20 protein-coding genes are annotated in these 12,993 nt (G+C 62.9%); 14 read left to right on the forward strand and 6 right to left on the reverse strand.

Going from position 1 to position 12,993, the window contains the following annotated elements; translation table 11 throughout:
• Nucleotides 1-2 precede the first annotated feature (2 nt).
• The 3 genes from GM910_RS10595 to GM910_RS10605 all read right to left on the reverse strand — a co-directional run bounded on the left by GM910_RS10595 (nt 3) and on the right by GM910_RS10605 (nt 3,637).
• Complete coding sequence (locus GM910_RS10595) at nt 3-2,366, reverse strand: ABC transporter permease (RefSeq protein ID WP_159587476.1); 2,364 nt, start codon at nt 2,364-2,366, stop codon at nt 3-5.
• Nucleotides 2,367-2,370: 4 nt separating this feature from the next.
• Nucleotides 2,371-3,078, reverse strand: coding sequence for an ABC transporter ATP-binding protein (locus GM910_RS10600; protein ID WP_201285460.1), 708 nt, complete (start codon nt 3,076-3,078; stop codon nt 2,371-2,373).
• Between the two features lie 88 nt (nt 3,079-3,166).
• The gene (locus GM910_RS10605; protein ID WP_159587477.1) at nt 3,167-3,637 is read right to left on the reverse strand and encodes a host attachment protein; all 471 of its coding nucleotides are present in this window, start codon (nt 3,635-3,637) and stop codon (nt 3,167-3,169) included.
• A 153-nt stretch (nt 3,638-3,790) separates the two neighbouring features.
• On the opposite strand from GM910_RS10605, the gene GM910_RS10610 reads away from it, so the two are divergent.
• Nucleotides 3,791-4,168 carry a phasin family protein gene (locus GM910_RS10610; RefSeq protein ID WP_246225972.1) on the forward strand — a complete coding sequence of 126 codons (378 nt, stop codon included), beginning with the start codon at nt 3,791-3,793 and terminating at the stop codon, nt 4,166-4,168.
• Nucleotides 4,089-4,481 (forward strand): Rossmann-fold NAD(P)-binding domain-containing protein, encoded by a 393-nt coding sequence (locus GM910_RS10615; RefSeq protein ID WP_281354885.1) that lies wholly within the window; start codon nt 4,089-4,091, stop codon nt 4,479-4,481. Before GM910_RS10610 ends, GM910_RS10615 begins: the two co-directional genes overlap by 80 nt.
• A 115-nt stretch (nt 4,482-4,596) precedes the next feature.
• Here the strand turns inward: GM910_RS10615 and GM910_RS10620 are convergent, their stop codons facing one another.
• On the reverse strand, nt 4,597-4,791 hold the full coding sequence (locus tag GM910_RS10620; RefSeq protein ID WP_246225987.1) for a putative PEP-binding protein: 195 nt from the start codon (nt 4,789-4,791) through the stop codon (nt 4,597-4,599).
• Here GM910_RS10620 and GM910_RS10625 point away from each other — a divergent pair.
• The 3 genes from GM910_RS10625 (at nt 4,784) to GM910_RS27810 (ending at nt 6,530) form a co-directional block, all read left to right on the forward strand.
• Nucleotides 4,784-5,155: a glucokinase gene (locus GM910_RS10625; RefSeq protein ID WP_246225974.1), complete on the forward strand. Its 372-nt coding sequence runs from the start codon at nt 4,784-4,786 to the stop codon at nt 5,153-5,155. The genes GM910_RS10620 and GM910_RS10625 overlap by 8 nt on opposite strands.
• Before the next feature lie 91 nt (nt 5,156-5,246).
• Entirely contained in the window at nt 5,247-5,789 is a 543-nt protein-coding gene (locus GM910_RS10630) for a ZIP family metal transporter (protein ID WP_159587478.1), read from the forward strand.
• Nucleotides 5,790-5,987: 198 nt separating this feature from the next.
• The gene (locus GM910_RS27810; protein WP_425482670.1) at nt 5,988-6,530 is read left to right on the forward strand and encodes an ATP-dependent metallopeptidase FtsH/Yme1/Tma family protein; all 543 of its coding nucleotides are present in this window, start codon (nt 5,988-5,990) and stop codon (nt 6,528-6,530) included.
• A gap of 176 nt (nt 6,531-6,706) precedes the next feature.
• Here GM910_RS27810 and GM910_RS26925 read toward each other — a convergent pair whose 3' ends face one another.
• Nucleotides 6,707-6,955, reverse strand: coding sequence for a bacteriophage holin (locus GM910_RS26925; protein WP_246225989.1), 249 nt, complete (start codon nt 6,953-6,955; stop codon nt 6,707-6,709).
• Nucleotides 6,956-7,126: 171 nt separating this feature from the next.
• Here GM910_RS26925 and GM910_RS27725 point away from each other — a divergent pair, with 171 nt between their 5' ends.
• The 9 genes from GM910_RS27725 (at nt 7,127) to GM910_RS10675 (ending at nt 11,961) form a co-directional block, all read left to right on the forward strand.
• Complete coding sequence (locus GM910_RS27725) at nt 7,127-7,630, forward strand: ATP synthase beta subunit C-terminal domain-containing protein (protein ID WP_343032980.1); 504 nt, start codon at nt 7,127-7,129, stop codon at nt 7,628-7,630.
• Nucleotides 7,542-8,066, forward strand: coding sequence for a F0F1 ATP synthase subunit epsilon (locus GM910_RS10645; protein ID WP_246225976.1), 525 nt, complete (start codon nt 7,542-7,544; stop codon nt 8,064-8,066). The genes GM910_RS27725 and GM910_RS10645 overlap by 89 nt, the downstream gene beginning before the upstream one ends.
• On the forward strand, nt 8,063-8,362 hold the full coding sequence (locus GM910_RS10650) for an AtpZ/AtpI family protein (protein ID WP_159587479.1): 300 nt from the start codon (nt 8,063-8,065) through the stop codon (nt 8,360-8,362). Before GM910_RS10645 ends, GM910_RS10650 begins: the two co-directional genes overlap by 4 nt.
• Nucleotides 8,359-8,493, forward strand: coding sequence for a hypothetical protein (locus GM910_RS27615; protein WP_281354887.1), 135 nt, complete (start codon nt 8,359-8,361; stop codon nt 8,491-8,493). The genes GM910_RS10650 and GM910_RS27615 overlap by 4 nt, the downstream gene beginning before the upstream one ends.
• 19 nt (nt 8,494-8,512) lie before the next feature.
• On the forward strand, nt 8,513-8,644 hold the full coding sequence (locus tag GM910_RS27215; RefSeq protein ID WP_246225977.1) for a hypothetical protein: 132 nt from the start codon (nt 8,513-8,515) through the stop codon (nt 8,642-8,644).
• Between the two features lie 31 nt (nt 8,645-8,675).
• Nucleotides 8,676-9,254 (forward strand): F0F1 ATP synthase subunit A, encoded by a 579-nt coding sequence (gene atpB, locus GM910_RS10660; protein WP_246225979.1) that lies wholly within the window; start codon nt 8,676-8,678, stop codon nt 9,252-9,254.
• 9 nt (nt 9,255-9,263) lie between these two features.
• Entirely contained in the window at nt 9,264-9,506 is a 243-nt protein-coding gene (locus tag GM910_RS10665; protein WP_159587481.1) for a F0F1 ATP synthase subunit C, read from the forward strand.
• Between the two features lie 789 nt (nt 9,507-10,295).
• Complete coding sequence (locus GM910_RS10670) at nt 10,296-11,528, forward strand: PAS domain-containing sensor histidine kinase (RefSeq protein ID WP_159587482.1); 1,233 nt, start codon at nt 10,296-10,298, stop codon at nt 11,526-11,528.
• Nucleotides 11,476-11,961 (forward strand): response regulator, encoded by a 486-nt coding sequence (locus GM910_RS10675; RefSeq protein ID WP_159587484.1) that lies wholly within the window; start codon nt 11,476-11,478, stop codon nt 11,959-11,961. The genes GM910_RS10670 and GM910_RS10675 overlap by 53 nt, the downstream gene beginning before the upstream one ends.
• A gap of 203 nt (nt 11,962-12,164) precedes the next feature.
• Here GM910_RS10675 and GM910_RS10680 read toward each other — a convergent pair whose 3' ends face one another.
• Entirely contained in the window at nt 12,165-12,878 is a 714-nt protein-coding gene (locus tag GM910_RS10680; protein WP_159587486.1) for a CBS domain-containing protein, read from the reverse strand.
• Nucleotides 12,879-12,993 lie beyond the last annotated feature (115 nt).

The raw sequence follows: 12,993 nt of genomic DNA on the forward strand, positions 1-12,993 counted from the left end.
GGCTATTCCCTTGTCTTGAGCACACGCACGAGGTCGAGCCTGTCGACGCGGCGGCGCACGATCAGCGCCGACAGTGCGGCGACGCCGAACACCACAAGGCTTGAAGTGGCGAATGTGGAGCGGTTGACGATGAACGGCACGCGAAAAAGGTCGCTCGAAAACCCGTTCACCACCGTCCAGGAAAAGACATAGCCGAGCAGCCAGCCGAGCGGCTGCGCGATTGCGACGATCGCGCCCAGCTCGATCAGAAGCACGCTCGACACCTCGCCTTTTCCGAAACCGAGAACACGCAGGCTTGCCAGTTCCCGTGCCCGCTCCGAGAACTGGATGCGTGCCGAGTTGTAGACGACGCCGAAGGTAATGATGACGGCAAGTGCCGTATAGACGGTCGTCATGATCGTGATGTTCTCCTCGATCGTCTCGCGAAAGCGCTCGCGCGACAGCCCCTGCAGGGCGATCGCCGCCACCGCCGGCGTGCGCTTGACGGTGCTGTAAAGCTCGCGGAGGCGCGAGGGGTCGACGGCCACATGCACCCCGGAGAGCCGCGGCCCGTCGCCGATCAAACGGTCGAGGGCGTCAGTGCGCATATAGACGGCGAGCCCGATATAGCTTTCGACGATGCTGCTTATCGGCACCGTCGCCATCCGGTGGCCTTTTTCCAGCAGTTCGACCTCGGCGATATCGCCGATGCTGAGGCCGAGCAGGTTGGCGACCCATTCGGAGATCATCAGCCCTGCAGGCGGCGGCTCCACGGCATCGAGAGCCTTGTCGAGTGCGCGGGAAAGATCTGGTTCCCGAACAATCCCCTGGATCGCGACCCGGCGTTCGCGATGGCCATAGCGCAGGATGACAGGCGTCGTGCGAAAAGCCTCTGCGCGTAGCACGCCCGGCATGGCGGCCACCTCCTGCAACGCGCGAGGAGAGCGCTCGGTGCCGAAGGACAGGGTCGCGTCCTGGCGTTCCGTGCGGGTGAACACCGTGTCGACCATGAAGGCTGTCGAATCGGACGCAAACAGCGCCGTGATCAGGAGCGCCACGGCAAGCGACGTTCCCAGGGCGGTCGTAAGGGTGCGCACCGGCCAGCGGATCAGGTGCCGGAGAGCCATGATCGTGAGCTGCGAGAACACCCGCAGAAGGCGCGATCCGCTTCCCAGCAGACTGCGATAGCGCGTCGGCGCTGGCGGCTGCATTGCCACGGCCGGTGGCAAACCCACCACGCCCCAGATGGCGCGGGCGCTGCCAGCCAACGCCGCCAGCGCGCTGACGGCGGCGGCAATGGTATAAAGATCGAGGCTTTGCCGGAAGATCAGGAAGGGGAACGAATAGAAGCGCGCATAGAGATCCGTCATGCCGCGCCCCAGCCAGTTGCCGGCGACCGAGCCGATCGCAATGCCGATCAGGGCCACGGCCAGCGTCAGCTTGGCATAATGCCAGGCGATCGCCATCGGGCCGTAGCCGAGGGCCTTCATCAACCCGACCTGCTCGCGCTCAAGTGCGATGAGCCGCGTCAGGATCATGTTGACCAGGAAGGCCGAGACGAACAGGAACACCGGCGGAATGACCATCGCCATGGCGCGGAGCTGGGTGAGTTCGCTGTCCAGGAACATGTGCGAAATCTGGTCTTCCCGATCGTGCGCGCCCGTTCCTCCGTAGGGCTCGAGCAGGGCATCGAGCGTGTCGATGACCGCGCTGAGATCGGCATTCCTCTGGGTGCGCAGGGCGACGTCGTTGAAGGCGCCGTGCATGTCGAAGATTCCGGCGAGCGTGGCACGCGGCATGAAGAACACGCCGAAGCGCCGCTGGTCGGGGATCAGGTCGCCGGGACCGATGGCGTAGATAAATTCCGGAGACAGCACGATGCCGGTGATGGTCAGCGTTTGCTTGCGCCCGTTCATGATGGCGTCGAAGCGGCTGCCGGGCGCCATCCGATGGGCGAGTGCGAAGGGCTCTGTCACGGCGACCTCGCCGACACGCCCGGGCTCCGGCAGGCGTCCCGCGCGCAGATAGAGCCGGTTGACGGCGGGCTCGACATGGTCGGGGATCGAGACGGCGATGCCGGTCGCCGGCTCCGCCATGCCGGGGATGTCGAGGAGCACGGGCTTGACGATGCGCAGCTCGATCCCGCTCACACCGGAGATCGACGCGATCCGGTCCCTGAGATGCAGCGGCGCACGCGTCAGCCCGGAAAACACGGTTGCGAAGCGGTAACGGTCGTAGAAGGCGGCGCGCGTCTCGTCGAGCGAACGGTAGGCGCCGATGGCCAGCACGATGGTCGCCACGCCGCAGGCCATGACGAGCGCGATGGCGAGCACCTGCGCCCACATGCGGGCGAGGTCGCGAACAAGCTTCCGGTCGAGGACCGACATCGCCCTACCAGTTCACCTCGGCGGGCTTCGCCCGCCTCTCGTTGACCTCGGCTTCGGCGATCCGTCCGTCGCGGAAGGTGAAGACGCGATGCGCGATCTGCCGGATGCCGGCGTTGTGCGTGATGATTGCCATTGTCGTCTCCAACTCCGCGTTGATGCGCCAGAGAGCCTCGAGGACGAGGATACCGGTCTTGGAATCGAGCGCGCCGGTGGGCTCGTCGCACAGCATCACCTCCGGCCGCTTGGCGATGGCGCGGGCGATCGCCACGCGCTGCTGCTCCCCGCCCGAAAGCTGGGCCGGGAAATGCGTCATCCGGTCCTTGAGCCCCACCATCTCCAGCGCTTCTTCAGGCTTCATCGGGGCGGCGGAGATTTCCGTGACAAGAGCCACGTTCTCCCACGCCGTGAGGCTGGGGATCAGGTTGTAGAACTGGAAGACGAAGCCGACATGCTCGCGCCGGAAGCGGGTAAGGTGGCGCTCGGAATAGGCCGTGAGTTCCTCGTCTCGGAAACGCACCGTCCCCGACGTCGCGTGGTCGAGCCCGCCCAGGATGTTGAGAAGGGTCGACTTACCGCTGCCCGACGGCCCGAGCAGCACGGCCATCTCGCCCTCCTGGAGATCGAGGTCCACGCCGCGAAGCGCGAAGACCTCCACCTCGCCGGAGCGGTAGACCTTCGTCAGGCTGCGGGCGGAGAAGATCGGCATTTCCATGGATAGACGGGCCTTTCGTTCTGACCGCATTGAAAGCCGGATGCGGCGGCCCGGCCTTGATGCGCATCAAGGCCGGGCCGGGATGCGATCACCGTTCCGCATGAAGTCCGTTCACGCCCAGATCGGCGATCGCCGCGTACAGTTTCTCGGTTGGAAGCTTGATCAGGTCCTTGCCGAACTCTTCGACGACCAGGGGCTTGAGCGCCGGTGGGAGCGCTTCGCGGATGAGGCCGAGCATGCGCGGCTCCGCGATGACGACCAGCCGTTCGAGTGCTCCCGCCGCGTGATGCTTCTCGAGTTCGTCGATCAGCATTGCCGCGAACTGTCTCTGTCGCTCGCGAACGGGGTCGGCATGATACTGCATCGCCGAGCGCCGCGCGCCATGCGAGGCAAAAGCGCGTCCTGGCCGATCCGACATGATCTGCCGGAGCGGCTTGTGTTGCATCCGATGGACGATGTCTTCGAGACGCTCTCCGGTCTCGGGATCCCGAGTGAGCTCGCGTACGATGCGTGCCTGCGCCCCGTCGGCGACCAGGATCCACGTCTTGGGCTTCCTCATTGCTGCAGCTCCTTCATTGAGCTCTCTTCCGAGCCCAAGCCGTGGCGGCGGCCTTTGACCCGCGTCAATGAGCCTGCCGCAACAGGCATCTATGTTTCATGCTGCATAATTCGGATTCTTGCCTCGCCGACAGACAGCTTCAGGAGCGGACAAATGCAGGACATGCCCGTGCAATCGCCACCTCTCACATGGTTCTCAATCGGGGACGGACAGCAGTTCGTCCAAGCGGCGGCGTGGCTTCAGACGCATACCTTCAAGGCGATCATGCGCTACCAGATCGAGGCGCTATCGTTTCTGAAACACCGTCTCGAGCAAGACGTGAAGCTCATCGACGATCTCACGGCCAGCAGCGAGTACAACGATACTTTCGACGTGTTCGGCGTCTTCATGCAGAATGCAGCTTCCGATTATTCGGCAGAGGCAGCGAGGATCGCCACGATCGGCTCGCGGCTTGCTTCCGAAACGGCGAGAGAGGCGCGCAAGGAAGCCAGGGCGACGATCGACGGCATGGCGGTCGGCACGCCCGCGTAGGGAGGCGCTACGTGGGGTCGGCATCCGGCTGGTGGCGCTGAGAAGTGCCGGCTTCAACAATGTCGATCTGGAAGCGGCACGCGATCTGGGCATCAAGGTTGCGCGGGTCCCCGCTTACCGTGACGATGTGTTCGCGCGGCTATTGACCTTCCCCAACGTGCTCATCACCGGCCATCAGGCTTTCTTCACGAGAGAGGCGCTTACCAACATCGCCGAGACCACCATCGCAAACATTGCTGCTTTCGCCGAATGCGGCTGCGCAAACCATGAGGTCTCGGTCGAGAAGCTCGCGATGAGAAAAGAGAGAGCCTGACCGCGAACGCTTCCCCGGACATTGCCGCAAGGCGACTACAGCCTTGTGCCCGCCGCCCTTGAAGTCGCGTTCTTCGTGGGGATCGAGGGCATGGCCGATCGCCTCGGCGACGGCATCAGCACTTCCGGTCGGCCTCCGCCGCCGCCACCTGCTTCTTCACCGCAATGAAGCTGTCCGGGCTCACCGAGATCGAATCGATGCCGCATTCGACGAGGAAAGCGGCGAACTCGGGATGATCGCTCGGCGCCTGGCCGCACAGGCCGATCTTGGCGCCGGCCTCGCGCGCCTCGGTGATCACGTTCTTGATCATCCACTTCACGGCGGCATCCTGTTCGTCGAAAAGCTCGGCTAGTCTTGCGAAGGAGGATCCGCTCGCGGAGCTGGCGCTGCAACTCTTCGTGAAATGGCTTGGTCGTTTCGCCGGCGATGTCGCTCTGCTCTATGGTGCCGGAGGCGGCGTGTATCTGGGGGGTGGAATTGTGCCGCGAATACTGGACCTGCTCGCCACCGATGCATTCCGCGGCGCCTTCCTGTCCAAGGGCAGGCTCTTTTCCTTTCTGGAGCGGCTCACAGGTCATCAAGAGCCAGGATGCGGGCTTGCGCGGTGCGGCGGTGGCGCTGTCGGCTGCAATTCCGGTCTGATCGATACGGCTCCGAGATCGGACCGATACTGAAAGATGAAGGAGATCCGAATTCGGGCAGCAGCCCGCATGCTCTCCGCCAGGCGGCGGAAGACCTTGCCCGCTGCAGCGTTGTGGTGAGACCATGAATATGGTCCTTGTTGGCTTTCTCGCCAGTCTGATCGCCGGCCTGATGACCAGCGTGGGCGCCTTGCCCGCTCTGTTTGGCAAATCTGTCTCCCAGCGTGCGAATGGTGTCCTTCTCGGTTTCGCCGCGGGGGTGATGCTGTCGGCGTCGTTCTTTTCCCTGCTTCTGCCGGGCATCGAAGCGGCGCGCGAGCTTCACGGCGGAAACATGCTGCCGGCTGCCATCGCCGCGGGCGGATTGGCGCTCGGCGCTGCCGCGATGGCGACGATCAACGAGTTGGTTCCCCATGAACATTTCTTTCAGGGCCGGCAGGGACCGAAGGCGCAGGCGCTTGCGCGCATCTGGCTTTTCGTCATCGCAATCACGATCCACAATGCGCCCGAAGGACTTGCCGTGGGGGTGGGTTTCGGTGGCGGAAATATTGCCGGCGGCATGACCCTTGCCGTCGGCATAGGGCTTCAGAACCTGCCGGAAGGGCTGGCGCTGGCGCTCGCCCTGTGCATCGTGAATGAAGCGCCGGCTGAGGAGAGGTGCTCTTGAGCGGTATCAAGGTCAAGCCCGCTGCCATTTGAAAGAATGCCAGATGGATCGGCCCAGCCGCTCGGAACCATGCGCATGAACCGCAAGCACACGCTCAACATCGGGTACGTCATCCTCGCCTTCATTCTGCTTGGCATGTTCCAGCTTTAGCTCGCCTCGCGTGATGTCGCCCAGCTCCCATACAGCGACCTCGTGCAGATGGTGGAAGACGGCAAAGTGGCATCCGCCACCATTACGGAGACGACGCTTCAGGGTCGGTTCAAGGAGCCGCAACAGGGCAGGAGCCTTTTCGTTGCGGCCAGGATGGACCCTGATACGGCGGCGGCTTTCGAAAGGGCCGGTGTTCAAATCTCGGGCGGCACCGACAGCACTTGGCTGACGACCATCCTTTCCTGGGTTATCCCGATCCTGTTCTTCTTTATCCTCTGGTCATTCCTGTTCCGTGGCTTCGCCGAAAGACAAGGGATGGGCGGCCTTATCAACATCGGCAAATCGAAGGCCAAAGTCTATGTGGAGCGTCAGACAGGGGTTACGTTCGACGACGTGGCCGGCGTGGACGAGGCCAAGGTCGAGCTCAAGGAGATTGTCTCCTTCCTGAAAGATCGTGAGAAGTACGGCCGACTCGGAGCGCGGATCCCGAAGGGGGTCCTGTTCGTCGGCGTGGGGGCGGCGCGCGTTCGCGACCCGTTCGAGCAAGCGCGCCAGGCCGCCTCCCTGCATCATCTTCATCGACAAACTTGACGGGATATGGCGGCGGCGAGAGGGAGCAGACGCTGAACCAGCTCCTGTCGGAACCGGACGGTTTCGATCCGCGCGTCGGCATTGTGCTTCTGGCCGCGATCTTTGGTGAGATATCGACAGGTGCAGCCGACATTGCGACCGACGGCTCGGAACTCGCGCAGAAGGCTCGCTCAAACCTATTCACGGGCCACCATATTGTAGAGCCAAGCGATCACTGCGCCGGCGATGAAGCTGTCCACGAAGGCCCAGATCGCCCCGATGATGGCGCCGCCGATCGATGCACCATAGCCGATATAGAACGAAGTGATCGGCTCGATCATGGCCGTGCCCCAGCCGAACATCGCCGTGATGCCAAGGATGAAAATGTAGACGGCTCCCAGAATGCCGAACGCGATGCCAAGAGCCACTGGCTGCAGCTTGTTCATTGCGCTTGCTCCTTGTGCCATGCTTCGAGTCTCGTACCCAGCTAACGCACCACCCGGCGGATCGTTCACGACGCTTTGTTACAAGTATGTTGCCGTCAAAGGGTTGGTACCTTGACGCAGGTCAATGAGGGTCTGGACGGCCCGCCTAAGTGTGGGGCTGTGTGAAAGCCGGTGCGCGGCTCAGCCGAAGAATGCCGTTTTCGGCATGAAACCGCGCAGGCAGTCTGCATCCAAGGTTTTCGGGGCTACAGGCAGCCGGTTGCCGGCAAGCATATCTCAAAGGCTCAAGCCCGTGGCAGTGAGTGGAACGAAAAGCGAGCACGGCAAGACGAGAGGCGAAGTCGTCGCTGTCCATGGCTCAGTAATCGACGCGCGCTTTACCGCGAGCTGCAAGAGATCATTGCGCTTATCGGCATCGAGGAACTGAGCGCGGCCGACCGCACCACCGTCCAGCGAGCGCGCCGCCTCATGCGCTTCCTCACCCAGCCTTTCATGGTGACGGTAGCTTTCACCGGGCGGCCCGGCCGCGCTGTAGAGCTGGAAGCGACGCTCGCCGGCGCCAAGGCCATTCTCGACGGCGAGACGGATGGCTGGGACGAAAGCTCGTTCTTCATGGTGGGCGACCTTGAGGAGGCACGCGAGAAGGAAGCAAAAAACGCGGGCAGGTCGCCATGAAGCTGACCGCTACAACGCCTCTTGCCGTCGTGGTCGAAGCCGAAGACGTCGCGCATCTGCGCGCCGAGGACGAGACGGCGCCTTCGGGATCCTGCCTGGCCATACCGACTTTCTCACGGCGCTTTCTATTTCGGTGGTGAGTTGGCGCAACGGTGATGGCGACGAGCATCATGTCGCCGTGCGCGGCGGCATGCTGGAAATACGCGGCGGCGAGACAATCGCCATCGCTACGCGCGAGGCCGTTTGCGGCGACGATCTGCAGAAGCTTGAAGCGGACATGCTTTCCCGCTTCCATCGCCAGCTCGTCGAGGAGCAAAGCGCGCGGGCGGGTGCGCAGCGGCTTTATCTGGCGGCACTTCGTCAGATCTATCGTTTCCTGCGGCTGGGCGGCGAACGGAGCGGGTCGGGCTTGCGGCCGCCGGAGATCGGCGAATGACGGCGGGTCCCGAAGAAGACGACCGCCACCGCAACCGACGGCTCGACGAAGCCGTGCGGCGAAGGCGCGAGCGCCGCGAATTATGGAAGCGCGTCGGCGAGCGTTCCATCGGCCAGAACCTGGCGATGATCGGCGCGCTCGGCTGGGTGATCGTCACGCCGACGCTGATCGGCGTCTTCGTTGGGCGCTGGCTCGACCGCATTTTCGGCTCGGGCCTGTTTTGGACCCTGGGTCTGCTCGTGGTGGGGCTCGCTGTCGGCTCCACACTCGCATGGACGAGGATGCATCAGGAATGAACATCTCGCAGCCCGTCGCCCTTCTGCCGATCCTTGGCTCCGGCCTTGCCGGCATCTTGTTCGGCCTCGCCTATTTCCGTGCCCTGCGCCGCACGGCAGAGGTTTCTCGTTGCAGGCCGCGGCTGGCTTGACGCTTGCGGCCGGATGCTGATGCGCACTGCGGCAGCCGTCGCCTTCCTCGGCGTGCTCTCCTGGTTTGGCGCAGCGCCGCTGCTCGCGGGCTTTCTCGGCTTCCTCGTTGCCCGCTCCTTAGCGCTCAGATCCAAGGGGAGGACGAGCTGATGGAAGGTTCTCCGCTCGTCAGCACCGTCTGGTGCTGGTTCTGACATCAAGGCTCGTAACGCGCCGGCTCGAATTGCGCCCGGGCCGGCGGCAGGCCGCCGTCGAGGTGATCGTGGAGGGCATCGTCGGCCAGACCGGCGAGACCTTGCACCGAGACGGCCGGTCGCTCCTGCCCCTCATCGGCACACTCTTCCTTTTCCTCATGGCGGCGAACCTTTCGGGCATCCTGCCCGGCACGCAGGCGCCGACGGCGCGGCTGGAAACGCCCGCAGCACTGGCGCTGGTCGTCTTCCTATCGGTTCATTACTATGGCGCCAGAGCGCTGGGGCTCGGTAGCTATCTAGCCAGCTTCGCCAGGCCGAAGCTCATCATGCTACCCTTGAACGTGCTGTCGGAGATCACACGCACCTTCTCCCTCATGGTGCGCCTGTTCGGCAACGTGATGAGCGGGGAGTTCGTCATCGCGCTGGTAATCAGCCTGACCGGCCTGTTCGTGCCCATCCCCTTCATGGCGCTGGAACTGCTTCTCGGGTTCATACAGGCCTACATCTTCACCGTTCTTGCAACTGTCTTCATCGGCGCCGCCACGGCAGGCGGCGAGGCCAGCTAAGGAGCTTCCATGGACCCGGTACTCATCAGCATCATCGGCGCTTTCGTTGCCGTCTCCTTCGGCGCCATCGGACTGGCCTTTGCGGAGGGCCGCTCGGTAGTCGCCGCCATGGACGCCATCGCGCGGCAAGCCGAAGCGGCGGGAACCATCTCTCGCACGCTCTTCGTCGGGCTCGCCATGATCGAGACGATGGCGATCTATTGCCTCGTCATCGCGCTCCTGCTTCTGTTCGCCAATCCCTACACCGGCTGACCATGCAGATCGACTGGTGGACATTGGCACTACAGATGGTGAATTTCGCCATCCTCGCCTGGCCGGTGCTGGCCATGATCGACAAGCGCCGCGCCGCCATCGACCAACGGTTTTTGAAGCCGACGAGGCGCGGGAAGCCGCCACGAGCGACCCACCCTTTGCTCCCCTTCAAGGAGACTTGTGCGCGGGTAGTACTTGCGGCGACTGCGACTTGGTCATTCCGTAGATTTCGGCATCGGCGAGGAGGTGGATATGGCGCCGCCGCGAATTGGTCAGGAGGGCTTTCGGTTTCGCTCGACAACTGGTGCCGGTCGATGATCGCCTCAATGCCCTGCGGCTGACGATCCCACCTCTGACCCGTTCATCGCAGTACATCGCCGCCGGAATCGGACGGCTGAACGGAAAGCTAAATCCGAAGCACGATCCTGCTTGATCCGCAAAGGCGGTGAGTTTGGTGACGTCCGGTCTTGAGCGAGGTGATGCCGCCAAGCACATCGGCGGACGCAGGGCTTGATCCAAATCAAAGGTTGTTATCAACCAAAGACATAGGGTGCACCTGTCAGAGTGGTGCCTGAGACACCAAGCGCGAAAAGAGAGACGCTGGGGCTTATACACGGGTGGGGTACTTGAGATGCTGACGTCACGCGTCAACGCTAATGGCAACCGTACTGCAGGCTTGCGCCATTACGTCCCCGGGCGATGACGTGATGCGTGTCACGGCGCAGTCGATGTGCATCGCGCGTCGTTCCGCTCAAGCCATATATCAGATGCGGCGAGCGTGAATTCAGCATGCCCAAGAAAGCAACAGAACAGCGTGCCTCCGAACGAACGACTCTGAACTCGCCGCCGGATGCGAGGTTGCTCCAGGTCGTCGTTCGCAGTGCGCCGGATGCAATCGTCACGATGGATTCTGCCAGCATCATCCGCTCGTTCAATCCGGCGGCCGAGAAGTTGTTCGGATATGCCAGCGAGGAGGCTGTCGGGCAGAGCGTGAAGATCCTGATGCCGCCCCACTTTCGCGAACGCCATGACGCCTACGTTGCGGACTATCTGGCGACCGGCAAAAGACGAATCGTCGGGATCGGGCGTGTCGTCGTCGGGCAGCACAAGGACGGTTCGACATTCCCGATCGAGCTCTTCGTCAGCGAGACCACCGTGGACAGCAGCCAGATATTCATCGGCTTCATCCGCGACCTCTCGGACTTGGACCATGAGCACCGCCGGGTACAGGAACTCCAGGCCAAGCTGTTCCACGTCAGCCGGCTGAGCGAAATGGGCCAGTTGGCCGCCGGCCTGGCACACGAGATCAACCAGCCGCTCGCGGCGATCACTAACTATGCGCTTGTAGGCCGCAACGCCGCCCGCCAACATCATAGTGAAAAAGACCTGTCCTCAGCGAGCTGTTTCGAGAAGATCGAACAACAGGCCCGGCGCGCGGCCGACATCATCCGACGGCTCAGAAGCTTCGTCGAGCGGCGGGAAATCGAGTTCGAAGACGCCGACCTATACGTCCTGATAGAGGAGGCGCTCGCACTTGCCATGGCCGGACCTGCCGGGCGTGGTGTGCGGGTCCATCTCAAGCTTCCCGACGATGCACTACGCATTCACGTCGACCGCATACAAATCCAGCAGGTTCTGGTTAATCTCGTGCGAAACGCCATAGACGCGATGGAGGGCCTATCCCGGCGGGAGGTCACAATCGGTGCTGCGTTGGACGAAGCTGCGTTTGTCCGCGTCGTGGTGTCGGACGTCGGCCGGGGATTGAGCGACCATGTAGCGAGCCGCCTGTTCGAGTCATTTGTCACGACGAAGGCGCAAGGCCTGGGCGTTGGTCTTTCCATTTCGCAAGCCATCATTGAAGCGCACGGCGGTCGGATATGGTTCACCCGCAACGCCTCGGCCGGTGTCACGTTTCACTTTACCGTGCCTCTGGTTCGCGAAACAGGTGTCGGCCCCAACTCGGATCACAATGTCCCGCGATCCAGACAAGGCACTGATCGGCTGGCTAATCGGCACTCTTGATATTGATGTGGATCACGGAGTTACCCGCCCCAAAACTCCATTATGTGCTGAAGACATAACTGAGATCGGTGCTTTGAAGCCAACCATCCTAGTCATCGAAGATGACAAAGCCGTTCGCGATTCCCTGCGAATGGTGCTGGAACTCTATGGCTATGAGGTTGACGAATACTCCAGCGGCGAGGAGCTTCTTGCCCATGGCGTGCAGAACGATGGCGCCTGTGTGATCCTCGACGTCAACCTGCCGGGCGCGAACGGTCTCAACGTATTGGAAAAGCTGCGCGCCATGGATAACCCTGTCCCCGCTATCGTCGTATCCGGCCGGGCCACCGAAGAGGTGCACGCCCAGGCGAAGCGGCTCAATGCTTTGGCGTTCTTCGACAAGCCGATCGATATCGACGCCTTGATAGCCGTACTTGGCTCGATCAGCAACTGAGGGAGGGAGCGCACCGGATGGGGCCGCTTCAGTGGGATGCCGGTGTTGGCAAGGTTCTGGACGCTTGCAATGACGCATTGATGCAGCGGTGGAGATTGTCGACATCCTCCGGTGGCATGATTCGGTGGCGGGCGTCATGACGGCTGTCGCGCCGGCTGCGATGCCGTATCTGAAGGCCTCTTCCACCGATTGGCCAATGGAGCTCATTCGCCTGTCGCCCTTGGCCCGTGCCGATCTGCAGCTGGGTCGTCCGCCGCGATGAGGCCCAGATGATCGACGACGCCGGTGACCCCGCGCACGCCCTCGGCAACCACATTCGCCGCTTGGCGGGTTGATTCGGAATCGACGTCGCCCCAAAGGTGTGCGATGCCGCCCGAGACGATGACGCCCAGACTGACGTCACTGAGTTCATTCACCTCGCCAAGTCGGGCGAGAACGCTGCGGCGGATCGCGTCGTCGCCTCTCACCGGCGCCTCGAGCTTCGCCACGGCTATGGCGCGCAACAGATTGGCGCGGCTGACGATGCCCGCCAGCCTGCCGTTTCTCATCACGGGCAATCGCTTGACCCGCCGCTCCTCCATCAATGCGGCGATCCGGCCGACCGGCGTTTCCTCCTCGACAGTGATCACATGCTCGGTCATGAGGTCGCCGACCTTCCAGCTATGGCTCCTGATGTAGTCGCGCGCCTGCTGCCGGACCCGGTCCGGCGAACGGATGGCACCGACAAGTCCGGCGCTGCCAAGCTCTACCCTCCGCAACAGATCCCCTTCGGTGACGATGCCGACGAGACGCCCCTCGTCGTCGGTCACCGGCAGGCCGCTGATGCCATGGTCGAGCATGATCTGGGCGGCATGTCTGACGCTGTGGTGGGGAGTGACCGTCACGACGCGGGTCGTCATGATGTCCTTGGCTTTCATGGTGCCGCTCCCGGCCTTCGTTCAGTCTCAGGTACAGGAAAGGCAGCTTCCTTCCGCGCCGCCTTGATCTGTCTCAATGGGTAGCCGGGAAGCGCGGGTCCGTATTCGTCACATC

The sequence above is a fragment of the Chelativorans xinjiangensis genome (genome assembly GCF_009812055.1).
Classification (GTDB): Bacteria; Pseudomonadota; Alphaproteobacteria; order Rhizobiales; family Rhizobiaceae; genus Chelativorans; species Chelativorans xinjiangense.

Excerpts from the sequence above, each read along its gene's own strand:
- GM910_RS10600 (WP_201285460.1), bottom strand. The coding sequence starts at position 3,078 with ATGGAAATGCCGATCTTCTCCGCCCGCAGCCTGACGAAGGTCTACCGC.
- GM910_RS10605 (WP_159587477.1), bottom strand. The coding sequence starts at position 3,637 with ATGAGGAAGCCCAAGACGTGGATCCTGGTCGCCGACGGGGCGCAGGCA.
- GM910_RS27810 (WP_425482670.1), top strand. The coding sequence starts at position 5,988 with ATGGTGGAAGACGGCAAAGTGGCATCCGCCACCATTACGGAGACGACG.
- GM910_RS10665 (WP_159587481.1), top strand. The coding sequence starts at position 9,264 with ATGGACCCGGTACTCATCAGCATCATCGGCGCTTTCGTTGCCGTCTCC.
- GM910_RS27215 (WP_246225977.1), top strand. The coding sequence starts at position 8,513 with ATGCGCACTGCGGCAGCCGTCGCCTTCCTCGGCGTGCTCTCCTGGTTT.
- GM910_RS10620 (WP_246225987.1), bottom strand. The coding sequence starts at position 4,791 with ATGATCAAGAACGTGATCACCGAGGCGCGCGAGGCCGGCGCCAAGATC.
- GM910_RS10680 (WP_159587486.1), bottom strand. The coding sequence starts at position 12,878 with ATGAAAGCCAAGGACATCATGACGACCCGCGTCGTGACGGTCACTCCC.
- GM910_RS10595 (WP_159587476.1), bottom strand. The coding sequence starts at position 2,366 with ATGTCGGTCCTCGACCGGAAGCTTGTTCGCGACCTCGCCCGCATGTGG.
- GM910_RS26925 (WP_246225989.1), bottom strand. The coding sequence starts at position 6,955 with ATGAACAAGCTGCAGCCAGTGGCTCTTGGCATCGCGTTCGGCATTCTG.
- GM910_RS10610 (WP_246225972.1), top strand. The coding sequence starts at position 3,791 with ATGCAGGACATGCCCGTGCAATCGCCACCTCTCACATGGTTCTCAATC.
- GM910_RS10645 (WP_246225976.1), top strand. The coding sequence starts at position 7,542 with ATGGCTGGGACGAAAGCTCGTTCTTCATGGTGGGCGACCTTGAGGAGG.
- GM910_RS10630 (WP_159587478.1), top strand. The coding sequence starts at position 5,247 with ATGAATATGGTCCTTGTTGGCTTTCTCGCCAGTCTGATCGCCGGCCTG.
- GM910_RS10670 (WP_159587482.1), top strand. The coding sequence starts at position 10,296 with ATGCCCAAGAAAGCAACAGAACAGCGTGCCTCCGAACGAACGACTCTG.
- GM910_RS10650 (WP_159587479.1), top strand. The coding sequence starts at position 8,063 with ATGACGGCGGGTCCCGAAGAAGACGACCGCCACCGCAACCGACGGCTC.
- GM910_RS10675 (WP_159587484.1), top strand. The coding sequence starts at position 11,476 with ATGTCCCGCGATCCAGACAAGGCACTGATCGGCTGGCTAATCGGCACT.
- GM910_RS27615 (WP_281354887.1), top strand. The coding sequence starts at position 8,359 with ATGAACATCTCGCAGCCCGTCGCCCTTCTGCCGATCCTTGGCTCCGGC.